Origin of the sequence: Kibdelosporangium banguiense, from assembly GCF_017876405.1 — a bacterium.
Classification (GTDB): domain Bacteria; phylum Actinomycetota; class Actinomycetes; order Mycobacteriales; family Pseudonocardiaceae; genus Kibdelosporangium; species Kibdelosporangium banguiense.
Window position 1 is genome coordinate 7,460,280 of the sequence record NZ_JAGINW010000001.1, and the last position, 25,119, is coordinate 7,485,398.

A 25,119-nucleotide genomic window follows, 5' to 3' on the forward strand; every position below is an offset into this window, starting at 1 on the left:
TCGTGATCTGCCGCAGCTATGCTGCGGTGTTCATGACTGGTCGGATCTCGGGAAACCTGCCCGTCGCGTTGACGAGTTTCGTCGGCAGGCGACAGGAGATCGCTGACGTCCGCGCCCGGCTGGCGACCGCCCGGTTGCTGACCCTGACCGGTGCGGGCGGCGTCGGCAAGACCCGGCTGGCTCTTGAGGTCGCGGCCGAGGCACGCAAGGCCTTTGCCGACGGGGTGTGGCTGGTCGATCTCGCTCCGGTCGGCGAGCCCGCGCTCGTACCGCGTGCTGTGGTGACCGCGTTGGGCATTCCCGACCAATCCAGCAAGCCCGCCGAGGAACAGCTGACCGAGTACCTGTCCGAGCGGCAGGCCCTGATCCTGATCGACAACTGCGAGCACCTCGTCGGCGCGTGTGCTCTGCTCATGAACCGGTTGCTCCGCGGCGGTGCACGGCTGCGTGTGCTCGCCACCAGCCGACGCACCCTCGGCGTCTACGGCGAGCACATCTACATAGTGCCGCCGTTGTCGACGCCCGAACCTGACCAGACATCTCCGCTCAAGGAGCTCGAGGGCTACGAATCAGTCCGCCTGTTCGCCGAGCGCGCGATCACCATTCAGCCGGGATTCGAGATCAGCGAACGCAACCGGCACACGGTCACCAAGCTCTGTGCCCGGCTTGAGGGCATACCGCTGGCGATCGAGCTCGCGGCGGCGCGGCTGCGTGTGCTGTCCCTCGATGAACTGGTGGAGCGGCTGGAGGACCGGTTCACGGTGCTGGGCGGGGGCAGCCGGACTGTCGAGCCGCGTCAGCGGACGCTTCGTGCACTGATCAGCTGGAGCTACGACCTGTGCTCGCCGATAGAACGGTTGTTGTGGGCGCGGCTTTCGGTGTTCGCCGGTGGGTTCAGCCTGGACGCCGTCGAGGGCGTCTGCACCGACGAACACGTCCCGCAGGAAGCCGTGCTCGACCTGCTCGGTCAGTTGATCACCCAGTCCGTGGTCCTCCTCGTCGACTCCGACGGGCAGGTGCGGTACCGGATGCTGGAGACGATCCGCCAGTACGGCCGGGAACGGCTGGTGGAGGCGGGGGAGCTGGAGCGGTTGCGGTCGCGGCACCGCGACTTCTACCTCGACCTGGCGGAAGGCATCGCGGCACGCTGGAACGGTGGCGGCCAGGCGGCCGGACTGGCCCGGCTGCGTGCCGACAAGGACAACCTTCGCGCCGCGCTGGAGTACTGCGTGTCCGACCCGGACCGCACACCGTCCGCGCTGGCCCTTGTCTCGGCCCTGCGGTTCCATTGGTGCGCGGACGGTTTCCTCAGCGAGGGCCGGCGGTGGCTGGACCGAGTTCTGGCACGTCCAGGCGGAGACTGTCCGGCCAGGGCGACAGCGTTGTGGGTCGCGGCGTGGGCCACGTTGCTGCAGGGCGACTACCAGACCGCCGCCGAACGGCTTGACGAGTGCGAAGAACTCGGCGACGCGTCGGCCCGCAGTCAGGTGATGAGCCTGCGCGGCACCTTGGCGAATTTTCAGGGCCGGTTGGCGGAGGCGATCGACCGGTTCGAACAGGCCATCGGCGAGCTCACGGCGGTGAACGACGGACGAGGCGTGCTGATGACGCTCTTCCAGCTCGCCATCGCCCAGGCCTGTGCGGGCGACGCACGTGCCGCGGACACCGCGAAACGCGCGATCATGCTCAGCGAGGAGTGCGGTGAGCTATGGTGCCGCTCGTATGCCCTGTGGTCATTGGGGTTCGACGCCTGGGTACGCGGGGAACTGGATTCCGCCGCCGAACTGACCCGGGCCGGTCTGGCCATCCAGAGCGGGTTCAACGACCACGTCGGCACCGCCTTGATGATCGAACTGCTGGCCTGGGTCGCGGCATCGAAAGGCGAATCCCGCCATGCGGCCCGGCTGCTCGGTTCGTTGCGTGCCATCTGGCAACGGATCGGTACGACCATCGCGGCGTTCGGGCCACATCTGGCCGACCATCACGACCGTTGTGAACGGGACGTTGCCCATGCCCTGAAGGCCAGTGCGTTCGCCACCGCGATTGCGCAGGGAGGCAGGCTCGATCTTGGCCAGGCCATCACGTGCGCCCTGGACGAGGCCGCGGCCACCACAACCGAGCCACCTGTCGGCAAGCCGGCCCTGACTCGTCGCGAACACGAGGTCGCCCAGCTGGTCGCGCGCGGACTGAGCAACCGGATGATCGCCGACTCCCTGGTCATCTCACCCCGCACAGTGGACGGTCACCTGGAGCACATCCTGGCGAAACTCGGGTTCACGTCCCGGTCGCAGGTGGCCGCCTGGGTCACCGAGCACGCTCACCGGTGACGGCCGGAAATGGGTGATTCCACCCTGGTGAGCGGGGTGGCGATCCGGCACTCTCGACGTCCGGCCACTCGACGACGAGGAGAACACCCGATGACAGTTCCCGAGCCCATTGCGCTGCCAGGGCTGGACCCGGCCACGGCGGGACTGCTGGCGATGATCGCGGAGTCGGGGGCGCCACCTCTGCACGAGCTGCCGTTGCCAGTGGCGCGTGAGGTCTACGACCAGACAGCCGCGTTTGGCGGGGATCCGGCTCTGGTCGGGCGGGTCTCGGACATGTCGGCCGACGGCGTCCCGGCCCGCGTGTACTGGCCAGAGGGCGACGGCACCCACCCGGTGCTGATCTGGCTGCACGGTGGCGGCTGGACCGTGGGCGGTGTGGAAGCCGCCGACCGAACGGCGCGTGCTCTCTGTCAGGGAGCGGACTGCATGGTGGTCAGCGTGGACTACCGGCTGGCGCCCGAGCATCCTTTCCCGGCCGGTGTCGATGACGCGCGCACCGCAGCGGAGTGGGTGATCAAAGAGATCGGCTCGCTGGGCGGCGATCCGGCTCGGCTGGCGATCGGCGGCGACTCCGCCGGTGGCAACCTGAGTGCGGTCGTCACCAACGAGTTGCCGGGCACCTTCGCCGCGCAGGTACTGGTCTATCCCGCGACCGACCTCACCCTCGACCACGCCTCGATCAGCGAGCTCGGGCACAGCCAGCTGCTGACCAAGGAAGCGATGCAGTGGTTCCGCAACCACTACGCCGCCGGTGCCGACTGGACGGATCCGCGTCTCTCCCCGCTCTACGCCTCGCCTGAGGTCCTGGCCACGGCGCCGCCCACCCTCGTGATCACGGGAGACCTCGATCCGTTGCGGGACGAGAACGTCGAGTACGTGCGACGGCTCCGCGAAGCGGGAGCAACCGTGGACCATGCCCGTTACCCAGGGCAGATCCACGCGTTCTTCGAACTGTCCGGGGTGATCCAGGCAGCCCTGCAAGCGCGGGCACGTGTGGTGCAGGCACTGCGGGACGCCTGGGCGTAGCCGCCGGTGGCCTGATTTCTACCGACCCTCGCTGTCGGCCGCGGTGCCTAGGATGCCGGGATGAGTCCGAAGGCATCGCGATCGGCCGACGAGCCTGGGGACGAGCCCGGGCAGGCGGATCTGCCACCGGGCTACGTGCGGATGTCGCGGCCGAAACCCGCGCCGGTTTCCTGGTGGTGGAAGTCCGCCGGACTCGTGGTGCTGCTGGCGGCGGCGGTCATCGCGATCATGTTCATCGTCAAGGGGCCGGATCCGCGCGAGTCCGCACGCGGCACGGCAAAGCTGGTCGCCGAGTCGCTCACTGACGCTGATATGTCCGACTTCAGGTCGTATGTCTGTGACAGCGGCAAGCTGGAGATACCCGATGCGTGGACGCAGATGGGCAGCACAAGCGTGCTCGATGTGTCCTCCGAACGCGACGGCGTGGCGACGGCAACGCTGACAACGACCAAGCGTCCAGACATGGATCTCGTCCTGCTGCTACACAGCAAGGATGAGCAGTGGTGCGTTGTCGTCGTGACCAACTGCCCTCGTTACCTCGATGCGCCGTCCGCCTCGTCACTCCCTGACGTCAAGGGCTGCCGAGGCCGCCCCGGTCGCTGAGACGTCCTCCTGGTATTCACTGTGCGTCAGGTGTATTTAAGATGAACTGGAGGTGAACACCAAAGAGGTGGGCTCGGGTGGACGGCCTTGAGAGTCCCGACGGCCCTCGGGGAGTGGCCGGCCTGGCTGCCGATCCCAGCTGGCGGGTCAGTGTCCTGGCCGGCGGCCGGTGGGGTGTTGCCGAGCGTTCGTTCGAGCACGCCGGGCACCAGTGGGTGGTCGGTCTGACCCCGGCGGAGTCGTCTGTCGCCCTGATCGTGTGGCGGGACGAAGAGGTGGTCGCCCACGCCCGGGGTGACGAAGCCGCGATGTGCACGGCCGCTCTGGACTGGGTGTCGAAGATCTTACGTCAGCTTTCCTCGTAGGCTGAGCCGCACACCTGAGGGGAGACTGGGATGACGCTGACCGAGGTGATGGCTGAGCTGGCCGCACTCGATGACCCCAAAGCCCGCGAGGTGAACAAGAAGCACGGTGACGATCACGGTGTGAACCTCGGCAAGTTGCGTGCGGTCGCGAAGCGGCTGAAGACACAGCAGGAACTCGCGCGTCGGCTCTGGGAGACCGACGACACCGCGGCGAGACTGCTCGCGCTGCTGATCTGCCGCCCGAAGGCGTTCGAGCGTGACGAACTGGACGTCATGCTGCGTGAGGCGCGTACTCCCAAGGTGCACGACTGGCTCGTGAACTACGTGGTGAAGAAGAGCCCGTACGCCGAAGAGCTGCGTCTGGCCTGGTTCAAGGATCCGGATCCCGTTGTCGCGAGTGCGGGCTGGGCCCTGACCACCGAGCGCGTGGCGAAGAAGCCCGAAGGCCTCGACCTCAAGGGACTGCTCGACGCCATCGAGGCCGAGATGAAGGACGCGCCGGATCGTCTGCGGTGGGCGATGAACCACTGCCTGGCCCAGATCGGGATCGAGCACGCCGCCCATCGCGCCCGCGCACTCGACATCGGTGAGCGCCTGGAAGTGCTCAAGGACTATCCGACGCCGCCGAACTGCACATCCCCGTTCGCGCCCATCTGGATCAACGAGATGGTGCGCCGGCAGAACGCCAGGTAGGGCTGGGCCATGGATGCGGATCTGACTCTGGGCGTGGTGGCACACCGCGGCGGGCTGCTGGTGCAGCGGCCGGAGCTGACAGTCGGGGTCATCCAGGCGGTATCGCGAACCTCAGGGCTGACGGTCGAGGTGATTGCCCGGCAACCACTGGACCGTCGCGACGCGACACAGCGGCAACGGGACATTCGGTTGCGGCGAGATGAGCCAGTACGGGTCGCGCCCCGCCGGCTCCTCCCTGACCACGACGAGGGAGAGAACCTGCGGCTCGGCTGGCTTGACCAAGCCGGGCACGCGCGCTGGGAGTACGGCTCCACGGTGTGGTCGTGGAGCGGCGACGACCACACCGGGTCCGACGGCCCGAGTTGGCGTTGCATCTGTGTCCTGCCGCCGATGTTCGACCAGCTGTCGCTGGTACTGGCCTGGCCGGAGATCGGATTCGAGGAAACGACCATCACGATCCCGCTGCCGGATCAGGCCACCGTCGAGCAGGGCACCACGTCGATCTGGCAAGCACCCGTCGACGCACTGCCGGTCACCACACCGTTGACCGACCACCACACCAACGACCACCTACCGGTGCGGATCGAGGCAGGCACAGTCATCGCGGAGCCTCGGGTGCTGCACCGTAGCGACCACGCGGTAGTAGCCCTCACTCGGCTGACCGCGATCGGCTCGGCACTGTCGATCGAACTATTCGGCGCCGCAACGGGATCGCTGGCCGACACCTTGACCGCGGAGGCGTTTCCCCCGGCGCACCAGTGGGAAGGTCCGTCCTTGGCTGTCGTCAGAGGAAACGACGCCCTCTGGCTCGGCGCGCAGGAGGCAACCTCCTCCGGAGGAGATCACAGTTTTGTCGCCGTCCAGGAGTTCGCGACGCATCGTCCGGAAGGCGACACACTCGACCTGATCGTCGCCTGGCCCCAGGCCGGCCTGCCCAACGTCTTGGTGCGCATTCCCCGCTGAGGTCAGAGTGGCCAGGAGCCCGTCTTCGGCTCCTTTGTCAGGGCGACCGGCGGGTGCAGGGGGTTTGCCGCAGCAGGGGCCAGGCCGTCGAGAACGAGTCCGAGGTAGCGCCGCCAGCCGTCGGTGCTGGGGTCCATGGTCCACAGTGTGCTGGTCAGCATGGCCATGATCCGGGTCAGGTCGTCGGGGACGAGGTCGGCGCGCAGCTGGCCGACGTCCTGTGCGCGTTGGGCGAGTGTGGTCAGCGACTCGTAGAACGGGGTGTAGACCTCTGCGGTGATGGTGCCGGCGTTGCGGGCGGCGGCCAGGGTGTTCAACTCCCGCGCGGCCAGGCGCATCGCGGCCTCGATCAGGCTGACGAGGCCGTGCAATGGATCCTCGTCGGCGAGTGCCTGTTCGGTGGCGGGGGTGAGGTCTTCGGCGATGCTCTGATCAAGAGCGGCCCGGACCAGGTCCGCCTTTGCCGGGAAATGGTTGTACAGCGTCCTGATGCGTACGTCCGCGCGGCGGGCGATCTCCTCGAGCAGCGCGTCCGGACCGAGCTCGGCGAAGACCGCACGCGCGGTACGCAGGATGCGCTCGGCGTTGCGCGCCGCGTCAGCGCGTAGCGGGCGCTCGGTATCGGGAATCACTACCACAGGGTAGCAACCTGCAGTCGAATGCAACTTGTGCCAGCTTCGGCGGCAGGATGAACTTGCAGTCGAATGCAAGATCTTGTGCGAGGAGATCTGATGACCAGCACAGCCGATCTGCCGGTGTTCCCCGGCGAACGCGCCGCCCGTTGCCCGTTCGACCCGGCGCCCGAATACCGGGAATATGGACGACCCGGAGCACGCGGTGCTGCGGCGGATGCTGACCAAGGACTTCACAGTCAAACGGGTCAACGCGCTGCGCCCCGAGATCGAGAAGATGGCAGGCGAGTTCATCGACACGATGATCGCCGGAGGCAACACCGCGGACCTGGTACAGGCCTACGCGTTACCCATCCCGTCGCTGGTGATCTCGCTGCTGCTCGGCGTGCCGTACTCCGATCACCAGTTCTTCCAGGACATCACCGGCGTCCTGATGAGCCGCACCGCAACGGAAGAAGAAAAGCGGAAGGCCAACGGAAAGATCTTCGGCTATCTGTACGAACTGGTGGCGCGTAAGCAAGGTGAACCGGACGACGCCCTGATCAGCCGTCTCATCCAGGAGTACCTGCCGACCGGCGAGCTGGCTCGCGAGACCATCGCGATGAACAGCTTCATCCTGCTGTCGGCCGGCCACGAGACCACAGCCAACATGATCGGCCTCGGAACCCTGGCCCTGCTGGAGAATCCGGGAACCCTTGTCCGTATCCGTGACACCGGCGACCCCAAGGTGATCTCCGGCGCGGTCGAGGTCTCCGCTACCAGTGGCCGCCAGCGCGAGCAGCGTATTGGCGTAGTTCACCAGCACAGCACATCTGTTGTCGGGATCGAGCCCGGCCGCCTGGTACGCCTCGTCCAGCACCGCAGCAGAGTCGTGCAGGTCCTGACGTCGTCCACCGACCTCGTATCGGAGCAACAAGGCGTAGCCCAGCAAGCAAAGCGCCACGGCTCTGTCCGGGTAGGGCGGTACCGCGATCTTGGCCGTGTCCCGGAGCAGGGTCACGGCTTCGCCGACGTCCCCGTCGGGGGCGGTCAGTGATTCAGTGGCGTTCTCCAGCATCGCCGGCACGAGCGAACTCACCACTCGGGCTTCGGCGATCGCCGCCCGCACACCGATGTGCCGGCTTCTGATCACTGACGCGCGGATCTGCTCGACGACGCGGACATTGCTCCATTCTTCGTCGGCTTCGCAGTCCTTTCGCAGGGCGCACAAGGCTTCGAGGGCCTCGTCGGTGGTGAGCCATGCAAACCACCGCAGCAACCACGCCCGTGTCCACCAGAAGCGCGTCATTACCAGCCGGTTCAGCAACCACCTGTGGCCGCGCTTCACTCGTGCCCTCCAGAATCCGGCGTCGATCCGGTACCCGAGAATGATTCTGGAGCGCACCTAGGAGGACCAACAGTGCCGATGAGCGGGAACCTACTCGTGCTGATCGCCGTCGGCCTGCTGATCGTCGTGGTGGTTCTGGCACGCACCAGACCGCTCCGCGCGCTTGAGCCTTCTGTGGAGGAACTCTGTGACGAGCTGGCCTCATCGGTTCGCACGCAGTGGCGGCACGAGGAGACGACCCGCCGCGTGCACGACCCTGTGCCGATGCCGGTCACGTGGAGAACCGAGTCGCCGGAGTCACCGGTGCAGGATCACTGGATCAACGTGGCCGGTGACGGCCGCGTCGCACCCATGGAGCTCGACGGCGGCATCGATCATGTGCACGAGATCTTCGAGCGCATCCCGTCGCGGCGGATGGTGGTGCTCGGCAGGTCCGGTGCGGGCAAGTCCGTTCTCGCGACCAGGTTGACGTTGGCCTTGCTGGACCGGAGAACGTCAGGTCAGCGTGTGCCGGTCCTGCTCTCGGCGGCCACCTGGGATCCCAGGAGGCACGGGCTCCACGAGTGGATCGCGCACCGCCTCGCGGCGGACTACCCGGCTCTGCGCAAGCGACATGGGGCCAATGGCACGGTGGCGGACCACCTCGTCAAGAACGGTCACGTCCTGCCGGTGCTCGACGGTCTTGACGAGATCACACCGGGCCTGCGGACGCGGGCGATCCGCAGGTGCAACGCTGAACTTCACCTTGGCGACCCCATAGTGCTGACCTGCCGGACCGAGGAGTACCGCGCCTTGGTCAGCACTGACGACGTCCTCACCGGGGCAGCGGTGGTGGAGTTGCAGCCGCTGGGTATCGAGGCGCTTGCGCAGTACCTGCCACGCACCACTCGTCGCGTGCGGGAGGCGCAGGGCAAGGCCTCCCTGTGGGAACCCGTGATCATGGCGCTGGTCGGAGCGAAGGGCTCGGCGTTACGCGAGGTTCTCGCGACGCCGCTGATGGCATCGCTCGCACGCCTGACGTACAGCGAGACCCGCGCCGAGCCGTTGGACCTGCTGGACCAGCAACGATTTCCGTCCGCCGACCGGCTTGCCGATCATCTGCTCGACGAGCTCATTCCGTCCATGTACCCGGACTTGGACGACGACAGCGGCGGCACGCACGATGGAGACGTGCGTCGATGGGCGACCACGCTGGCGACCGTGCTGTCCCGGAGGAACGCGCGGGAGCTGGCCTGGTGGCAGTTGCACCATGCCATGCCGAAGGGCATAAGTGCGCTGGTTGCCGCAGCTCTGGGGATCTGCACCGGATTGACTGTGGCGCTGATCGCCGGTGTGCAAGCGGCACTGCCCAGCGGAATCGTGGTGGCACTGTTCGCCTTGCTCATCACGCTGCCGCAGCACACCGAGCCTGCGGTAGTGCGGCTGAGGCTCCGTGGAAGTCTGCGCACCCTGCGACTCCGGTTCGCGATGCGGCCACGGGCCGGAAATCCGCTGCGGTCGGCAGGGCTGATCGGCTGGGTTGTCGGAGGTGGCGCAGTGGTGGTCGCGTTGGGCGTGGCCACCGGGCCGGTCGGCCTGGTGTGCGCGATCGCCGGCATTTCGTTCGCTGTCCTGCTCGACATCTGGTTCGACGTGCCCAGCGACATCAGCCGGGCGCCCGATCCGTGGACGGTGCTCCGGGAGGACCGAACGTCCGCGCTCAGCCGTGGCCTTGCCCGTGGCGTCGTCGTTGCCGTCGCCGCAGCGCCCGCGATCGGTGTCGTCAGCGCGTTCGCGCTGTTGGCGACGGTCGTGGCAGGCAGCTTCGCGCATACCGCCTGGGGCAAGTTCCTCGTCGCGAGAAGCTACTTCGCCGTCACCGGACAGCTTCCGTGGAGGTTGGCCGCCTTCCTGGTCGAATCGCACGAACGGGGGATATTGCGCCAGGTTGGACCCGTGTACGAATTCCGCCATGCCAGACTCCAGACACGGCTGTTGGCCACCGCGGGCTGACCGGCACGAACGGCGCCGCCGGTGACACAGGACCCGCTCGACGGTCTGGCTGCCGCCCGCGAGGAGTTCGACCAGGTGGTTCGTGAGATCCAGGCGATCGCCGAGTTCCGGGATGTGCACGCGGCACCGGCTTTCGACACCGTGGCCGCGGCCGCGGGCAGCGGTCCGCTGGTCTACCTGACCGCCACGGAATCGTCCGGCACGGCACTGGTGGTGCGCGGCGGCGACGTTGTCCCGGTCGTGCTGGGCCTCACCGCCGGAGACCTGCGAACACAAGTCCACCAGTATTTTCACGCCTACCAAGCGCTGCGTCACGAGCCGGCCGAGCCGAACCACGAGCGGTGGCAGGTGGCGTTGGACGGCGTCACGCAATGGTTGTGGGACGCCGCCATGGGGCCGGTGCTGGACGCCGTCGGTGGTGCTGCTCAAACGACATTGGTCGCGTGCGGTCAGTTCGGACTGCTCCCGCTGCACGCCGCATGGACCCCGGACGCGTCATTGCCAACCGGGCGCAGGTACGTCGTTGATGCGACGGCCGTTTCCTACGCCGCCAAAGCGCAGGCACACCAGGAATGCGAGCGACGCGCCGCGACGATCATGGGACGGAGACTGCTCGCGGTCGTCGACCCGAACCCGGACGGGCCCGACGCGCTGCCGGACACCGAGTGGGAAGCCGCGGCTGCGGCCGCGCGCTTCCCCGAAGCCGATATCCTGCGGCACGCCGACGCGGATCTGGAGGCCGTCGAACGCCTTGTGGGCAACGCCCAGATCCTGCAGTTCGGCTGTCACGGGGTGGCGATGCTCGGCACGGATCCCGCTGGTCCGTGCCGTGAGTAGCGCCCGGCTGGCACAACGGCTGTCGGTGGCACGCGCGGCGTACGTACTCCCGCGATCGGCACCGTCCGGCGCGAAGGAAGAGCTCGACGCGATTCGTGTGTTGCTCCGTGACCGATCGGAGAACCTGGGACAGATCGGCGGTTACCGGGAGCTTCGCGCCCTGATCAACGACCGCGGGTTCGACCTGCTGCATATCGCGGCGCACAACGTGATGGGCAAGGGGAAGTGGGATCGGATCCCGCTGGTCGACCAGCACTTCACCCCGTATGACCTGGCCCAGGCGGAGATGGCGGCGCAGCCGGTCAACAGCCACCGCCCTTTGGTGTTCTTCAACGCGTGCAGTACTTCGGGAGGCACTATGGATGCCATGCAGGCATCCTGGGCAGCGGCGTTCCTGCGGGCAGGCGCTGGTGCGTTCGTCGGCTCCAGCTGGCCGGTGCGCAGCCGCACGGCGCGACTCTTCGCGGAAGCCTTCTACCGTAAGCTGATCAGTCCTGGTGGCACCTTGGGCGCGGCATCTCTGGCCGCCAGAGCGGAGGTCCGGAGTGGACACGATCCCACCTGGCCAGCCTACGCGGTCTATGGCTCGGCACAGTCGACCGTGGCCGGGAGCGGTGAGACATGACCAAGCCGATCTTCGTACTGCATGGGACGTCCAATCGCGACCCGAAGATCATCCGGACCCGGGTGAGCGAGCTGGCTGCTGCCACCGGTGAACGATGGCAGCTGGTCCCCGTGTACTGGGGTGACCTCGGCGCGCAGGACGAGTGGTTCGACCGCATCCTGCCAGACTCGACCCGCCGCGGGCGCGAGGACGTCCGGGATGGAGATGAGCCCGGGCCGGAAAGCGACGACGTCGAACTGCTCGCCATTTCGTTGGCACGCGCACTGGATTCCGATTCCACGCCCGTGGAGCCGGATGAGCGCACACAACTGGCCGCTGTCGAACAGGGCATCAGAACCACCGTGTCCGATGGATGGCCGATCCCCGACGAGCTGGCCGATTCGATCGTTGAAGCGACCGCTCAGACCTGGTCACCGGAACGATTCTGGTTGAGTCAGGTCGATGATCCCACGCTGCTGCGTGCCATCGGCCAGTTCCTCGTCGAGGACGTCACCGACGCACTCGAAGAGATCGAACTGCGTGACGAGACGCGCCTGCACGACGCGGTGCGCCGCCGGCTCGACTCGCTCGACAACCTTGTCGGCGCCGCGCTCAAGAGAGTCGCGAGCAATGTCAACGCCTACACCCGTAGGAGGCTGGCGCCGGCGATGGCCCGGAACTTCGGCGACGTGATCGTCTACCAGCGGAGGTGGCGTGAGATCCACGACCGCGTGCGCGAGGTCATCGCCTCGGTCGATCCGGCTCTGGGCACGGACGACAAGCACCGCGTGCACCTCATCGGCCACAGTCTCGGCGCGACCATCGCACTCGACATGGCCATCGGTGCCATGGAGCCCGAATCCCCTCCATTGTGGACGGACTCGGTGATCACATTCGGCTCACCGTGGCCATTGTTCCACCTGTGCGACCCTCGGCACCCGAACCTTGTCGCGATCGAGGCAGAGGGAGTCGTACGCCTTCCGAAAACCGTCAACCGGTGGACAAACCTGTGGGAGCCAGCGGATCCACTGGCGTTTCTCGCCAGCGATGTGTTCAGGATGTACGACGGCACGCAACCGAAGGATGTAGAAGTGCGGCACTCGTACACCACAGGCCTGGCAACGCACTCCGCCTACTGGCAAACCGCCGAGCTCATGACCGAGATGTCCCGTGTTTTCGGTACCTGAACCGTTCATCGGCGGGTGATCAGTTTTCCGATCAAGCGGACCGCCTGGTTGAAGGTGATCTTGGGGAGGTAGGCGCGGGTGATGGCGTTGCCGATGCTGGGCAGGGCGGCCGCGTCCGGATAGGTCATGAACAGGGGGCGGTACTGTGGCTGGAATTTGGCTTTGAACGCCAGCAGGGAATGGAAACCGTAGACGGGTTCCAGTGCCTTGCCGGTGAGATCGAGCAGACGTTGCAGGGGTGCGGTGAGCTCACCGCGGTCGCGGCGGGCGAGTGGTGCGCCGGAGAGGCTGAGGTATTCGACGCCTTCGTCGCGGCAACGGGCGACCATGGAGGCGATCAGGAATTCCATCACGCCGGGGAAGGCGTCCGCGCTGCGACGCATGAAGTCCAGTGTCCAGGCGACGATTTCGCCGTCCCGGCGGACCGGCAGCCAGCTGGTGATGCCGTGCACCCTCTGGTCCTGGCCGACGGCGACCATGCAGCGGACGTCCTCGTCGGCGAGTTCCTCCATGCGGCCGAGAGTGAAACCCATCTCGGGCAGGCCTTTGTCGGTCAGCCACGCCCTGGACAGCGAACGGATCTGGTGGGTCATCCAGGCCGGGGCGCCCGCGTAGGTGGTCCATTCGGCGGTGACGCCGAGGTTCTTGGCCTTGTTCAACGCGGTGCGGACGTCCTGCCATTTCTTGCCGCGGAACTCCAGCCCGTCCAGTGCGAGCACGGTTTCCTCGGCGACCTGGACCGAGCTCCAGGATGCCATTTCGGCGCGCAGCTGTTCGCTGACGCTGTAGAAGCATGGTGTCCAGCCGTTGGCGGCACAGAACTGGGAGAACTGTGCGACCGCGGCGCTCCTGACGTCGGGCGCGCCCACTGGTTCGCCTGTGGTGAGGGCGACTGAGGAGATGACGCGGTAGGCGATCACCGCTTCGCCGTCGGGAGAGAACCAGTAGTTGTTTCCCCGCCAGGTGATCATGTGCGACATCGAGGTGCCGCCGTGTGTGGCCAGCATGTCGTGGGCTCGTGCGCGGTCGGCCTCCCGGCTTGTGATCCACGCGCGCCGGAAGGTGATCAGGCCGCCGATGATCACCACGAGCCAGAACACGACCCTGGTCCACTGATAAAGCAGGCTTGTCACCGGGCCGTTGGGCAACACCGTGAACTCGGCCGCGTCCAGGTAGCTGGGCGGGATGAACCTGGCCGGCAGGTCGGCCAGGATCTGGCCGAGGTCCGGTGAGCGTTCGAACTGGTCGCGGAACAGCAAGGCGCCCACGAGATGGACCGCGGTACATGCCGTCAGCGTGGCGAGGACGATTGCCATGAAGCGGCGGTAGGTGCCTGGTGGCGCGGCGACGTCGAACTTCCGTCGGTTGGCCAGCAGGAGGACGAGTACGAGCACAGGTTGCAGCAACGGGACCAGGAGCTGGACCCAGTCCTGGGCCGTTCTCGGAACGGAGTCGTCCACATAGAACGATGTCAGCTCAATGCCCAGCCAGGCCAGTACCACGTTCAGCGCGAGCGCCGCCCACCACGCGAACCGGCGGCCGCGCCGCAGCCCTTCGGCTGTCACCAGCAGCAACAGCACGGGAATGACCGACATGATCGCGGAGGAGAAGCCACTCATCCGCAGTGCGGCCAGCGTTTGCCGGCAGATCGACGCATCGGCCGAATCGGCGCACACGGCAGCCACGTCAGCGGGATCCGGCTGCTGCTCGCCGACCAGCAGAAACTGCAGCACCGACAGGGGACCCTGACTCGTCCGGGAGATGGTCGCCAGCAACGGCCCGATCGCCGATGCCGCGACGACCATCGCGACCAGGAGCCGTCCCTCCACTCTGGACGGCGCGGTGCTCGGAGAACTCCGCTTACGGCCCAGCATCACCATCCCGGTGTGGCCTGCGAGCAACCGGGTGAGGTCCATCATGGACCCCATGTACAGCGCGAGCATGACCATGGTCAGAACCAAGGTCAGCCGCAGCCGCCTGCCCCACACGGGAAACACACCGCCGCTGATGGCGAGCCCGACGCCGAACGCCGCGCTCGACGGTCCTGTCACGACAGTCGAGGCCAGATCGGCCGACCACAGGTCGCCCGCGGCCTTGCCGACGTTGACCAGCCCGGTGGCCAGCAGCGCGCCGGCCACATGGCTGCCCAGGAAGATCAACGCGGTCCGCGCCGTGCCGATTCGCCGCTCCGCCAGTCCGCACAGCACAGCGATCAGGACGGTGTTGGCGATGTACTGCCACAGTCCGCCGGCCCAGAACAGTGAGGTGACCGGAGTCCACCACCGCCCGTCGGCCAGTTGTCCCGCGCCGAGACCGATCCGGGTGAGCAGCTCCTGCGGAGGTCCGGACAGCAGGCTCCCGCTGGCCGCTCCAATGATCCACAAGACGGCCAGGAACGTGACCGTGAACGGCACTTGGCGCAGTCTCGTCAGCCGGTCCTTCATGACGCGGTCAGTCCAATCCGGCCCATGAGCCAGCCGAGGGAGTGCGTCAGACCGCCGGCCCAGCCATGCCAGTTGTGCGAGCCGGGGACTTCCAGCCAGGTGACGTCCATCCCGTTGCGCTTGGCCGCTTCGAACACGCGGCGCTGCTGTGGCCGGTAGGTGCTGTCGGACACCGCGACAGTGATGACGCCGGCTGAGCGCGGATACTTGTTGACTGTCAACATGTCGAGCGGATTCACCGCACGGAACGCCGCTTCGTCACCGCCGAACGCTTCCGTGACGGTCTTCTTGCGGTTGCCGAGGGTTGGTTCTTCCTGGCCTGACATGTCGACGAAGGTGGGGAACAGATCCGGCTTACGCAGCGCGAACTGCAACGCACATGTCCCGCCGTACGAGAAACCCGCGACCGCCCAGTGCCGGGTGTCCGTGTCGATCTGGAGGTTCTGCCCGATCCAAGCGGGTACGTCCCTGGTAAGGTAGGTTTCGCTCGCGCCGAGACGTGAGTCCAGGCAGAGCGGGTTGCCGAAAGCCGTGCCGGTCGTGTCCGGCATGACCACCACCGGCGCGAGACCGTTGTGCGCCTCGGCAAAGCGATCCATGATCGTCGCGATCTGGCCGCCATTGATCCAGTCGCTCGGCCCGCCTGGCTGCCCGTGCAGCAGCACGAGCACAGGCAGCAATGGCCGGTCACGTGTCTGATAGGCCGGTGGGACGTAGAGATAAGCGTTCCTGGTCGCGTTGAATTTGGACTCCTGCGGCGGGATGGCGACCTGGGTCACCGCGCCCTGCCGGGGCATGTCCGCAGGCGGCCGCCAGCCGTCGGCGAGCGGGTGTCCCGGCTGTGCCCGGAATGGACTCGGCGACGACGCCGGGAGCCGGCTGTAGTCGATCTCGTTGCCAGGAGGCAGTCCGAAGGCCGCCCGCAAGCTCGGAAATTGTCCATAGTAGACGTTCACCTGCGCGCCGGACGTGATCACGACGAGCAGTGCGGCCAGCAGCGCGGCACTTCGCCGTCGCCACCGGCTGACCGGCAGTGTCGCGACAGCCAGCCCGGCCGCGAAGAACGCGGCCCCGATCCAGGCCATCACCGCAAAGGGGACGGAATCGGGAAAGGGCTGCCACAGTCCGTCCACGATCCACCAGATCAGCAGGCAGGCCAGTACGCTTCCGGCTGCGATCAGCGGAACCGTGCGTGTCCACCAACGACGCTCTCGCCTTGCCAGCAGCGTCGCTCCCGCGAGCGTCCCTATAGTCGTGATCACAGCCGGTACGGCACCACGGACCAGGTCCCAGTCCAGGATTCCGCTCACCGGGCACCAGCGTGATCCTGACCCGGACGCTCATTTCTCGACATGCCAACGAACGTAATGCGGGATCAGGTGTTGTGGTGCCGGTCACCTGGCGGGTAGTGATCTGCTGGGGAACCGTTTCCGGGCATCCAGGTGGCGGGGGTGCCACCAGCCGACAGGCGGGTGCGAACCGGACGTCCTGTGGATGGGAAATCCAGCGCGGACTGGCGAACCTGGATCCATGAACGATCGATCGGGGAGCGGGTCATGGTGATCTTGTTCGTGATTGTCGCTGTGGGCCTCGCGGTGGCGGGGGTGATGCTCGTGCGTGGACAAGCCGCGGCGAGGCGACGCGAGCTGGACGACTCGAAGGCGGAAGCCCGTCGCTGGGTGGAACGGCTCGGCGGGCAGATAGTACAGCTGACTGGCACCGATCCCGCGTCGCGCCAGGCACTCGCGGACGCCTCCGAGCGGCTGAACGCGGCAGGGTCCCAGCTCGAGCTGGCGTCGACCACACAGCAGGCGCAGCTGGCAACGCAGACCGCGCTGGAAGGGCTGTACTACATCCGGGCCGCACGGATCGCGATGGGTCTGGATCCCGGTCCCGCGCTGCCCGGTGACGCGGAACGCCAGCAAGCCGGCATGGTCACCGAACACCGGAAGGTGGACGTCGACGGTCACACCTACGAGGTCTCGCCCGGGCCGGGAGCGTCCACTCCGCACTACCACCCGGGCGGCGAGGTCGACGGCCGGCAGGTGCCACAGGGCTGGTACAGCCAGCCGTGGTGGAAGCCTGCCCTGATCGGCGGTGCTGCCGGTCTCGGATCGGCGCTGGTGTTCGGCTCGCTGTTCGCGGGCATGCCGGGTATCCCGGACATCGGCTCATGGGAGTCCGGTTTCGAGGCAGGCCAACAGGAAGCGTTCGAGTCGATCGGCTACGCCGGATTCGACGACGAGTTCGACCTCTGAGGTTCTCCGGTGGGGACAAATGGATAATGGCCGCGTGAATGTGGAGCCTTTGGACGCCGATCGGATCGGCTGGGTCGGCGGGATCGAGTCGCTCACCCTGGACGGCAAGCGCTACTTCTTCGGGTTCGACTACAGCAGCGACCTGGTTCTCTCGCCGTTGATCGACGACCAGGCCCCGATGGCCGCGTACGCCGCGAAATACATGACGCAGGTCGACGGTGCCCACGATGAGGCCTACTGGTCGGAACTCGTGGCCGACGCGGCCGAATGCTCGAGCCTGGCAGAGCCGGAGGACTGCGACTTCCTCAGCTCGGAGCTCAGCGCAGGCAGGACCACGTACCATCTGCGCTACCTGCTGGGCGCGGCAAGCTCGTGGGACACAGGCTTGTTCGAGGACGACGAGGTTGTCGCCGCGTTGAAGCGGCTCGGCCTCGACCACGACGAGGATTGGGACTCCGTCGACAGTTGCATGGAGCTGACTGATCCGGACGCGCAGCTGGTGGTGGCACGGTACTTCGCGGCGCTTTCGGACACCCTGCAGGGCAATTGGCGCACGGTGTTCGCGCCGTTGATCGACAGGTAGGTTATTAACCAATAGTCGACCGGCTGCGGTGAAACTGTACGTGGGCGGTTGCCGTAATGGCGGAATCAGGCGTGGATATAGTGCGCTCCCACATGTCGGAGAGATCTTGAGGGAGTGCGCCTGTGCCAAGCAAAGAAGAGTTAAAGGCCGCCATGCACGCCGCTTTCGAGTCGGTGGTCGGGAATGGTGCGAGCTACACAAAGGTGTACGCGGCGGAGATCAAGCAGAAGAACTTCATCGTGTTCCGCACCACCACCGTCAGCAACTTCGTCGTGGGCTTCAAGCCGGGCGGGACGGACCTGGTCGTCGTGCCGGTCGACGAGAAGAACGGGACGATCACGCCCGGCGTGCCGCTGACGATCACCGACGCCAACCGGGCGTCGGTGAAGAAGCGTGACCTGCAGGGCCGGTTCGTGCTCAAGACCACCGACGGCCAGACGTTCCGGCTCAGCATCATCCCGTCTGTGCCGAAGGTGCTGTCGATCGCCTACCAGCTGCCGGTCGACCAAAAGGCGGAGTACGAGGCGTTCGTCGCCCTGCGGGACGCCCTCACCGCGAGCTAGCACGCGCGTCTCGGCCAGGATGTCAAGAGTCGCATGAAGTCGTTGTGCCTCATTAGACTCGTGCCCGGCTCCGGCATGCGACGGTGAGGAGACTTGTGAGCACCACCAGCGATGTGCCCAAGGACTTCGATCACCTCGATCCGCGGACCGCTCCCCGGGTACACGATGTCCTGGCGTTGTTCCGCAGATCGTGTCCGGTGGCGCACAGTGCGGCGCACGGCGGGTTCTACGTAGTGACGAAGTATGACCACATCAAGCATGTCGCTCAGCGCGCGGACCTGTTCAGTTCCGCGGTGGACGGGCTTGGCGCGGTGGTCGTGGTGCCTGGAGTCGACGGGGTGCTGGCTCCGTTGTTCGAGCTGGATCCGCCGGAGCACACGTTCTGGCGCAGGCATTTGCAGGAGTTCTTCTCGCCGGTGGGAGCAGCGCGTCACGAGCCGTACATTCGACGGCTCACCCAGGAGGCGGTTGCCGGGCTGGCCCCGCTGGGGCGGGCGGATTTCGTGACGGATTTGGCGCAGCGCATACCGCCGTTCGTCGTAGGTGCGTTGCTGGGTGTTCCGGAGGCAGATCGGCCGGCGTTGAGTTCGTTGACAGTCGGGTTGTTCGGAGCGGGGACAGTCGAGGAGGCGCAACGGATCGGGCGCGACTATGCGGAGTTCCTGCTGGCGCAGATCGAGGCCCGGCGTGGCCGCGACGGCGACGATCTGCTGACCTCGGCGGTGAACACCGAGATCGGTGGCCGGCACGCGACAGATGGTGAGTTGCTGAAGCTCGCGTTCCTGATGGTGGCTGCCGGGCACTTGACCACCGTGGACACAATCGCCAACACGTTGCTGGTGCTGGCGCAGGACGACGCGCTGCGGCGCCGGGTGACCGCTGATCTGTCGTTGCTGGCAGAGGTTGTCGAGGAGAGTGTCCGGCACGAATCCGCTGTGGCAGCGACAGGCCGTACCGTCCGGGCGGACACGAGCCTTGGCGACGTGCCGCTGTCGGCGGGGGACCGGGTTCTGCTGGCATGGGGTTCGGCCAATCGGGACGAACAGCGGTTCCCCGACGGTGCGCAGTTCCGGTTGGACCGAGGGCGTTTGCCGGTGCCACAACTGGGTTGGGGCGCCGGCGCGCATCGGTGCCTGGGGATGCACCTGGCCCGGCTGGAGGTGCGTGTGGTGCTGGAGGAGGTACTCCGTGCCATCCCGGACTTCTCGCTCGCGGACGGGGCCGAGCCCGAGCGGACCTACGGGGTGATCAGAGGAGTCCGGTCGCTTCCCGTCGAGTGGGTCACTTCGTCTTCTTGAAACCCGGCGGAGGGATCAGTACCAGACGTGCGAGGTTCTCTTCGGTGCGCGGCAGCCATTTGTAGGTCGTGGTCGTCGCGGCTGAGGCCGGGAACTCCTTGTCACCGGGCTCGCCCGTGCCCTTGGTCGCGATGTTCCTGACCGGAAGATACGTTTTGCCGTCCACCCACATGTCGATCCGGTAGGACCGGTCCGGGCCGTAGAGACGCAGGCGCAGGGTGTCGATGCCGTCGATGTTCTCCTTGCCCACCAACTCCAGTGTGCCGTCGGAGATCGCCTTGCGGACGCTGTCCGCGTCGGTGATGTCCGGTATGTCGGTAGGTTTGCGGTCTGTCATGTGGTCGGTGGACCACGTCTTGAGGTCGTAGTCGACGGTGACCATGTCCTGGTCGCCGTCCGGGCCGCTGACGGCGTGCGACTGGTTCAGATGGATGGGGGCCGGCGGCCCTGTGTCCGGCCCCGCGGGCAACGTCATCTTCCGGTCTGACGACGGCACAGACACGCCGCTGCTCCGGTTGTAGACGTCGTTGCGATATCGCTGGGTGGCCTTGTCGACCCACTCGTCGTAGTAGCCGCCTGCATAGGTGCTTTTCGACTGGATCACGTACTGCGGGGCCTGGCTCACTGCCTTGATGGTCTGCGCCTGCACCTGCGCGACGTTCTCCACAGGCACGTTCTCCACCGGTGGCGGGTTGTTGACGGCCTCGCTCGGGGATTTCTGCACGGTCGTAGTCGTTGCCACCATGACGGCGGCAACGGCCACGACGGTTGCCGGGACTGCGATCGCCGTACGAATCGTCCACGCGCGTTTGGCCTGTCGGCGGCGTAGCTTCCTTGCCAGGTCAGGGGAAGCGCGGACGTCCTGAAGTTCGTGCCTCAGCCTGGTGCCGAGTTCCTGGCCGTACTCCTGCTCAGTGGGCATGGGGGACCTCCATGGGAAAGGGCTCGTGATAGTCGGCCAGCAGCTCGCGCAGCCTGGCCAGTGCTCGGGACGTGTGCGTCTTGACCGTGCCGGTAGAGGAGCCGATCAGCTCAGCGGTCTGCTCCACCGACAGGTCCTCGAAAAACCGCAGGATGACGACCTGCCGTTGCCGGATGGGCAGTTGGGCCAGCGCCCGCACCACCACCCGGCGTTCGGTCACCCGCTCGTACCCGCCGTCCACCGTGCGCAATGTGTCCGGATCCTCCGGCATGGGCGCCTCGCGTGGCCGTCGGAACAGCGACCTGATCCGGTCCCGGGAGAGATTCACCAGCACTTGGCGTGCGTACGCCTCAGGGGAGTCGCGCGCCTGCGACCAGTGTCGCGCGGTGCGTAACAGCGCTGTCTGCAACAGATCTTCGGCGTGCCCCCGATCCCCCGTGAGCAGGTACGCGGTACGCAGCAGTGCCGTGGATCTGTCGTCGACAAACGTTTCGAAGCTGGGATCTACCCGCATACCTCCTAGAACGTCAGCCCGCCGGAACGGGTTGACACGCTCGCGCAACTCCCACGCGGCCGATAGCGTCGAGTGGGTGAGCGACGCGCAGGCTTATCCGTTCGGTCCGGTCGAAGAAGGCCTTGTGCCACACCCGGAGTACGCCCGGTTGCGCGCTGAACCTGGCTTGGCGCGCATCCGGATGCCCTATGGCGGCGAGGCGTGGCTGGCCACGCGATACGACGACGCCCGTCAAGTGCTTGCCGATCCGCGGTTTTCGCGGGCGGCGGCCGCGGGACGTGATTCGCCGAGGGCCCGGCCCCTGATCGACGAACCGGAGTCGATGCTCAGCATGGATCCCCCGGAACACACGCGGCTGCGGCGGTTGGTGGCCAAGGCTTTCACTGCCCGCAGGGTCGAGTTGTTGCGGCCGTGGGTCGTGCAGGTCGTCGACGAGTTGCTGGACGCGATGACCGATGCCGGGCCGCCCGCGGACTTCGTCGAGCTGGTGGCCTGGCCCACGCCGATGATCGTGATCTCGGAGCTGCTCGGGGTGCCCGCCGACGACCGGGCGGATCTTCGCCGCTGGACCGAACGCACACTGGCGTTGGGCGCCGGCACATCGGTCGAGCAGATCACCGACGCCCGGATCCGGCTCATGGACTACCTGGCTGGTCTGGCCGCGGAACGCCGCAGGCATCCGTCCGACGACCTGGTCGGCGCGCTGGTCGTGGCAAGGGACGAAGGCGACGCGCTCAGCGAGGACGAGTTGGTGCGGCTGTTGCTGACACTGCTGGTCGCCGGGCATGAGACCACGGCCAACCAGATCGGCAACTTCGCGTACCTCCTGCTGAGCGAAGCCGAGCGATGGTCGCGACTGGTCGAGGCGGGCCCCAGTGCGGTCCCGGCCGCTGTGGAGGAGCTGTTGCGTTACACGCCGATGGCGCTGTCCGTGGACTTCGCGCGGGTCGCGACCGAGGACGTCGAAGTGGGTGGCCAGGTGGTGCCCGCGGGCGACGCCGTGCTGGTGCAGCTGCATTCCGCTGACCGGGACACCGCGGTGTTCCCGGACGGCGGCGAGCTGGACCTGACCCGTGACCCGAACCCGCACATCGCCTTCGGGCACGGCGCGCACCACTGTCTGGGTGCGCCACTGGCCCGGCTGGAACTGCACGTGATCTTCGAGGCGCTGGTGCGGCGGCTGCCCGGACTACGCCTTGCGAGGGAGGTGGAGTGGGTGTCCGACCGGCTGCTGCGGGGCGCACGGGGCCTGAACGTCGCCTGGTAGCCCGTCCTGTCCGGTTCAGGCCAGTGGCCGTCGCCGGTCAGTCCGGATGTGCCTGCGGTTCCTAAGGTTGACGCCGTGACACTTCGTGGCTGCGTCCTCAACCGAGTCGGGTGCCTGCTCGTGGTGCTTGCCGTGTTCGGGCTCGGCGTGGTCACGCCGTCCGCGGCGGAGACCGTCTGCCCGACCACCACAAGGGTGTTCACGGTCGACGCGAAAACCGGGCACCTGGGAGAGATCCGGCGCTGCTTCACCGGCGATTCGTGGCAGCTGAGGCCAATGGGGGAAGTGGACTCGGCCGACTGGCGGACCTACTCGAAGGTGTTCGGGGCATACGACGGGGACGCGGCGATCCTGTACGCGGTCACCGCTTCCGGCGAGTTGTGGTGGCGCCGGCAGACGGCTTCCGGTGCGACGCTGGGCGCGCCGGTGCGAGTCGGCGACACGGTCGACTGGCGGCACGACGTGGTTTTCGTGGCGAGTCCGGGTTATCTCGAGCTCGGTGACTTCGGCGGGCCGGTGCGTACGTTCCGGCACGAGGGGTGGTCCTCGGGCGGGACGGTGGTATCCGAGGACAGTGTGCTCCTCACGATCTTCCATGGACCGGCCATTACCGCAGTGACAGGCGCAGGCAACGCTCTGGGCAACTGGGATGGCGTGGAGTACCGCGTGTGGCGCCAATCCGGCGGCACCCACGACGACGTGTGGTACGCGAGCGGGAAGCTGCCCGCCGGTGTAAGTGGTGTGACTGGGGACGGAACCGAGCTCTACGGCGTGGAATCCGGTGGCGTGGTGCTGCTGGAGCAGACGTTGTCCCTCTGCCGGATCGCCAACCGTCACGACTGGCGGGTGTCGGCTCGGGCGCCGGGACGCTTCAGCCGGGTGGTCGTGCCGGTGCGCGCAAATGCGGACGTGCGGCCGTCAATGGCCCCGACACCGCAAATGGATCCGCGGCTGCTTCGAGCCTGCACCGGTGGCAATGGCCCCGACCTCGATCCGTGGGAATGGCAGTAGTGGTTCAGTCCACCCAGCCCTCGCGGACGGCGGCGACGGCGAGGGTCACCCGGTTGGTCGCGCCGAGTGCTTTGAGCAGCGCCTGGACGTGCCTGCGCACGGTCCGCTCGCTGATTCCCAGACTGCGCGCGATGGCTCCGTCGGTCATGCCCGTCAGCACCAGCCGCAGCACTTGGTCCTGTTCCGGCGGTACTTTCGCTGGCGTGCCGTCGATGGACACCGCCCGGCTCCACAGCAGCTCGAAGTACGTCCGCAACGCCGCGGTGATCACGGGAGACCGCACGAGCGCCGCGCCTTCCATGCCCGTGGGGCCGAGTGGCAGCAACGCGGCTCGCTCGTCCACGAGCACCAGCTTCATCGGCAGATGTGGGTACACCCGGCACAGCCAGCCGGATTCCTGGGATTTGCGGAGCATCTCCGTCGCGCCGGGAACCTCCAGCGCCGCACGGGAATAGATGTTACGGAAACACACCCCGCGCTCGAGCACCTCCGCGGGCAGCGACCGGGCCGATCGTGGATCCGGCGGCCGGGTGAAGTGCTCGGTTTCCAGGCTGACCACGTCGTACTGCGCCGACAGGCAGAGCTCCACCGACAGCGCCCCGATCTCCTGCGGGTCGGTGATCACTCGCACGAGGTCGCCGGGTTCGCCGGAGAACACCGACGATCGGTAGACCTGTTGGAGTGCCTGCATCTCGTCGCGCATGTGCAGCAAAGTCTGGTACTGGTCCAGGATCTGCCGTTGCTTGGTCAGGATCGCGTTGTCCACGGCCCGGATCGGCTCCACCGGCACCAGCCGGGGCAGGTCCACGTAGCGTTCCCGGGCGAACCCCTTGTCGATCAGCTCCCGGGCCTCGCTGCTGGCAGGCAGGTCCGGATGCTCGACGAGCGACAGGCCACCGCTGACGATCAGGCGCTCGTAGAGCGTGGCGGCCGACGCGGAAAGCACACTGGTCAAGCCAGTCCTCATTCACCCTCCCGCAGCGCCCCGGCGAGTGTAGCGGGGGCAGGCCGCATCCGGCCAATGGCCTTGATGGCCACGGGATCGGCACCTCACGGGCCTGCGAAACGCAATAAGCTCCCCTTTCGCAGGCCGCGGCGAGAAGATTTCCCGCAGCCTCCGGATATCACGAACACCGGAATTCCCAAGGTTTCGGTCTGCCTGATTCCAGGAGAGAAAGAGGTTCCATGAAGCTGTCCGCCCGTGGGCTGGCGCTGCTGTCCGGCGTTGTCACAGCCCTGATCACCATGATCGCCCCCGCTTATGCGAACGCGCAGTCAAGTGTGCTCGACGCCCCGACACCGGGGGTGCAATACCGGCTGAGCAATCAGTGGCACAGCGGTGAGTGCCTTGCCGGGCGAAACAACGACAGAGTGAACATCGCGCACTGCGAGGTCTCCTACACCGACCAGTACTGGTATCTCGAGCCGGTCGCCGCGGCGGGATTCTACCGGCTGCGGAATGTGGCCTCGGGACAATGCGCGGCGATTCTGAAGAACGGGCACGTCCGGATGTCGGGCTGTGTCGACAGCTACAACGACCAGTGGTGGCGCCTGGATCCCGTGCCGGGATACAACACCTACCAGTTGTACAACCACCTGCGCGGGACATGCCTGGCGGCACCTACCATCAATGGCGCCGCACGCCCCTTCACGTGTGAGCCCAGCTACGCCGACCAGCGGTGGGCCTTCATCCGCCGGTGATC

General features: G+C 66.9%; 24 protein-coding genes. 18 read left to right on the forward strand and 6 right to left on the reverse strand.

All coding sequences use genetic code 11. The annotated features are described in order from the left end of the window. The first annotated feature begins 32 nt into the window (after positions 1 to 32). The 6 genes from JOF56_RS34500 (at position 33) to JOF56_RS34525 (ending at position 5,977) form a co-directional block, all read left to right on the forward strand. A complete protein-coding gene (locus JOF56_RS34500; RefSeq protein ID WP_209643628.1) occupies positions 33 to 2,327 on the forward strand; it encodes an ATP-binding protein in 2,295 nt (764 codons plus the stop codon). Positions 2,328 to 2,417: 90 nt separating this feature from the next. Continuing rightward, positions 2,418 to 3,353, forward strand: a complete 936-nt coding sequence (locus JOF56_RS34505) for an alpha/beta hydrolase (protein WP_209643629.1) — start codon at positions 2,418 to 2,420, stop codon at positions 3,351 to 3,353. A 60-nt stretch (positions 3,354 to 3,413) separates the two neighbouring features. Then, positions 3,414 to 3,956 carry a hypothetical protein gene (locus JOF56_RS34510; protein WP_209643630.1) on the forward strand — a complete coding sequence of 181 codons (543 nt, stop codon included), beginning with the start codon at positions 3,414 to 3,416 and terminating at the stop codon, positions 3,954 to 3,956. A 77-nt stretch (positions 3,957 to 4,033) separates the two neighbouring features. Beyond that, positions 4,034 to 4,321, forward strand: a complete 288-nt coding sequence (locus JOF56_RS34515) for a hypothetical protein (protein WP_307855384.1) — start codon at positions 4,034 to 4,036, stop codon at positions 4,319 to 4,321. A gap of 30 nt (positions 4,322 to 4,351) precedes the next feature. Further along, complete coding sequence (locus tag JOF56_RS34520; RefSeq protein ID WP_209643631.1) at positions 4,352 to 5,014, forward strand: DNA alkylation repair protein; 663 nt, start codon at positions 4,352 to 4,354, stop codon at positions 5,012 to 5,014. A 9-nt stretch (positions 5,015 to 5,023) separates the two neighbouring features. Further along, positions 5,024 to 5,977 carry a hypothetical protein gene (locus JOF56_RS34525; protein WP_209643632.1) on the forward strand — a complete coding sequence of 318 codons (954 nt, stop codon included), beginning with the start codon at positions 5,024 to 5,026 and terminating at the stop codon, positions 5,975 to 5,977. 2 nt (positions 5,978 to 5,979) lie between these two features. On the opposite strand, the gene JOF56_RS34530 is transcribed toward JOF56_RS34525, so the two are convergent. Next, positions 5,980 to 6,609, reverse strand: coding sequence for a TetR/AcrR family transcriptional regulator (locus JOF56_RS34530; RefSeq protein ID WP_209643633.1), 630 nt, complete (start codon positions 6,607 to 6,609; stop codon positions 5,980 to 5,982). A 184-nt stretch (positions 6,610 to 6,793) separates the two neighbouring features. Between JOF56_RS34530 and JOF56_RS34535 the strand changes: the two genes are divergently transcribed. The 5 genes from JOF56_RS34535 (at position 6,794) to JOF56_RS34555 (ending at position 12,556) form a co-directional block, all read left to right on the forward strand. Next, a complete protein-coding gene (locus JOF56_RS34535) occupies positions 6,794 to 7,645 on the forward strand; it encodes a cytochrome P450 (protein WP_209643634.1) in 852 nt (283 codons plus the stop codon). 369 nt (positions 7,646 to 8,014) lie between these two features. Further along, a complete protein-coding gene (locus JOF56_RS34540; RefSeq protein ID WP_209643635.1) occupies positions 8,015 to 9,928 on the forward strand; it encodes an NACHT domain-containing protein in 1,914 nt (637 codons plus the stop codon). Positions 9,929 to 9,949: 21 nt separating this feature from the next. Continuing rightward, complete coding sequence (locus JOF56_RS60290) at positions 9,950 to 10,765, forward strand: CHAT domain-containing protein (RefSeq protein ID WP_209643636.1); 816 nt, start codon at positions 9,950 to 9,952, stop codon at positions 10,763 to 10,765. Next, complete coding sequence (locus JOF56_RS34550; protein WP_209643637.1) at positions 10,758 to 11,390, forward strand: CHAT domain-containing protein; 633 nt, start codon at positions 10,758 to 10,760, stop codon at positions 11,388 to 11,390. Before JOF56_RS60290 ends, JOF56_RS34550 begins: the two co-directional genes overlap by 8 nt. Beyond that, complete coding sequence (locus JOF56_RS34555) at positions 11,387 to 12,556, forward strand: hypothetical protein (RefSeq protein WP_209643638.1); 1,170 nt, start codon at positions 11,387 to 11,389, stop codon at positions 12,554 to 12,556. Before JOF56_RS34550 ends, JOF56_RS34555 begins: the two co-directional genes overlap by 4 nt. Before the next feature lie 5 nt (positions 12,557 to 12,561). Here the strand turns inward: JOF56_RS34555 and JOF56_RS34560 are convergent, their stop codons facing one another. Further along, positions 12,562 to 15,000: a rhomboid family intramembrane serine protease gene (locus JOF56_RS34560; protein ID WP_209643639.1), complete on the reverse strand. Its 2,439-nt coding sequence runs from the start codon at positions 14,998 to 15,000 to the stop codon at positions 12,562 to 12,564. Continuing rightward, entirely contained in the window at positions 14,997 to 16,310 is a 1,314-nt protein-coding gene (locus tag JOF56_RS60295; RefSeq protein WP_209643640.1) for an alpha/beta hydrolase, read from the reverse strand. The genes JOF56_RS34560 and JOF56_RS60295 overlap by 4 nt, the downstream gene beginning before the upstream one ends. A gap of 246 nt (positions 16,311 to 16,556) precedes the next feature. Between JOF56_RS60295 and JOF56_RS34570 the strand changes: the two genes are divergently transcribed. The 4 genes from JOF56_RS34570 (at position 16,557) to JOF56_RS60300 (ending at position 19,702) form a co-directional block, all read left to right on the forward strand. Next, the gene (locus tag JOF56_RS34570) at positions 16,557 to 17,258 is read left to right on the forward strand and encodes a hypothetical protein (protein ID WP_209643641.1); all 702 of its coding nucleotides are present in this window, start codon (positions 16,557 to 16,559) and stop codon (positions 17,256 to 17,258) included. Between the two features lie 34 nt (positions 17,259 to 17,292). Further along, entirely contained in the window at positions 17,293 to 17,841 is a 549-nt protein-coding gene (locus JOF56_RS34575) for a hypothetical protein (RefSeq protein ID WP_209643642.1), read from the forward strand. 122 nt (positions 17,842 to 17,963) lie between these two features. Continuing rightward, a complete protein-coding gene (locus JOF56_RS34580; RefSeq protein WP_209643643.1) occupies positions 17,964 to 18,404 on the forward strand; it encodes a hypothetical protein in 441 nt (146 codons plus the stop codon). Positions 18,405 to 18,499: 95 nt separating this feature from the next. Continuing rightward, entirely contained in the window at positions 18,500 to 19,702 is a 1,203-nt protein-coding gene (locus JOF56_RS60300) for a cytochrome P450 (RefSeq protein ID WP_307855385.1), read from the forward strand. On the opposite strand, the gene JOF56_RS34590 is transcribed toward JOF56_RS60300, so the two are convergent. Beyond that, positions 19,686 to 20,624 carry a hypothetical protein gene (locus JOF56_RS34590; RefSeq protein ID WP_209643645.1) on the reverse strand — a complete coding sequence of 313 codons (939 nt, stop codon included), beginning with the start codon at positions 20,622 to 20,624 and terminating at the stop codon, positions 19,686 to 19,688. The genes JOF56_RS60300 and JOF56_RS34590 overlap by 17 nt on opposite strands. After that, complete coding sequence (locus JOF56_RS34595; RefSeq protein WP_209643646.1) at positions 20,614 to 21,138, reverse strand: SigE family RNA polymerase sigma factor; 525 nt, start codon at positions 21,136 to 21,138, stop codon at positions 20,614 to 20,616. Before JOF56_RS34595 ends, JOF56_RS34590 begins: the two co-directional genes overlap by 11 nt. Positions 21,139 to 21,214: 76 nt before the next feature. On the opposite strand from JOF56_RS34595, the gene JOF56_RS34600 reads away from it, so the two are divergent. Next, the gene (locus tag JOF56_RS34600; protein WP_209643647.1) at positions 21,215 to 22,405 is read left to right on the forward strand and encodes a cytochrome P450; all 1,191 of its coding nucleotides are present in this window, start codon (positions 21,215 to 21,217) and stop codon (positions 22,403 to 22,405) included. 75 nt (positions 22,406 to 22,480) lie between these two features. Then, positions 22,481 to 23,416, forward strand: a complete 936-nt coding sequence (locus JOF56_RS34605; protein ID WP_209643648.1) for a hypothetical protein — start codon at positions 22,481 to 22,483, stop codon at positions 23,414 to 23,416. 4 nt (positions 23,417 to 23,420) lie between these two features. On the opposite strand, the gene JOF56_RS34610 is transcribed toward JOF56_RS34605, so the two are convergent. Continuing rightward, positions 23,421 to 24,383 (reverse strand): helix-turn-helix transcriptional regulator, encoded by a 963-nt coding sequence (locus JOF56_RS34610; protein ID WP_209643649.1) that lies wholly within the window; start codon positions 24,381 to 24,383, stop codon positions 23,421 to 23,423. A 218-nt stretch (positions 24,384 to 24,601) separates the two neighbouring features. On the opposite strand from JOF56_RS34610, the gene JOF56_RS34615 reads away from it, so the two are divergent. After that, a complete protein-coding gene (locus tag JOF56_RS34615; RefSeq protein WP_209643650.1) occupies positions 24,602 to 25,117 on the forward strand; it encodes an RICIN domain-containing protein in 516 nt (171 codons plus the stop codon). Positions 25,118 to 25,119: the final 2 nt, after the last annotated feature.

Coding starts and splice junctions, on each gene's coding strand:
- JOF56_RS34500 (WP_209643628.1), top strand. CDS start 33: ATGACTGGTCGGATCTCGGGAAACCTGCCCGTCGCGTTGACGAGTTTC.
- JOF56_RS34505 (WP_209643629.1), top strand. CDS start 2,418: ATGACAGTTCCCGAGCCCATTGCGCTGCCAGGGCTGGACCCGGCCACG.
- JOF56_RS34510 (WP_209643630.1), top strand. CDS start 3,414: ATGAGTCCGAAGGCATCGCGATCGGCCGACGAGCCTGGGGACGAGCCC.
- JOF56_RS34520 (WP_209643631.1), top strand. CDS start 4,352: ATGACGCTGACCGAGGTGATGGCTGAGCTGGCCGCACTCGATGACCCC.
- JOF56_RS34525 (WP_209643632.1), top strand. CDS start 5,024: ATGGATGCGGATCTGACTCTGGGCGTGGTGGCACACCGCGGCGGGCTG.
- JOF56_RS34535 (WP_209643634.1), top strand. CDS start 6,794: ATGGACGACCCGGAGCACGCGGTGCTGCGGCGGATGCTGACCAAGGAC.
- JOF56_RS34540 (WP_209643635.1), top strand. CDS start 8,015: ATGAGCGGGAACCTACTCGTGCTGATCGCCGTCGGCCTGCTGATCGTC.
- JOF56_RS34555 (WP_209643638.1), top strand. CDS start 11,387: ATGACCAAGCCGATCTTCGTACTGCATGGGACGTCCAATCGCGACCCG.
- JOF56_RS34560 (WP_209643639.1), bottom strand. CDS start 15,000: ATGAAGGACCGGCTGACGAGACTGCGCCAAGTGCCGTTCACGGTCACG.
- JOF56_RS34570 (WP_209643641.1), top strand. CDS start 16,557: ATGGTGATCTTGTTCGTGATTGTCGCTGTGGGCCTCGCGGTGGCGGGG.
- JOF56_RS34590 (WP_209643645.1), bottom strand. CDS start 20,624: ATGCCCACTGAGCAGGAGTACGGCCAGGAACTCGGCACCAGGCTGAGG.
- JOF56_RS34595 (WP_209643646.1), bottom strand. CDS start 21,138: ATGCGGGTAGATCCCAGCTTCGAAACGTTTGTCGACGACAGATCCACG.
- JOF56_RS34610 (WP_209643649.1), bottom strand. CDS start 24,383: ATGAGGACTGGCTTGACCAGTGTGCTTTCCGCGTCGGCCGCCACGCTC.
- JOF56_RS34615 (WP_209643650.1), top strand. CDS start 24,602: ATGAAGCTGTCCGCCCGTGGGCTGGCGCTGCTGTCCGGCGTTGTCACA.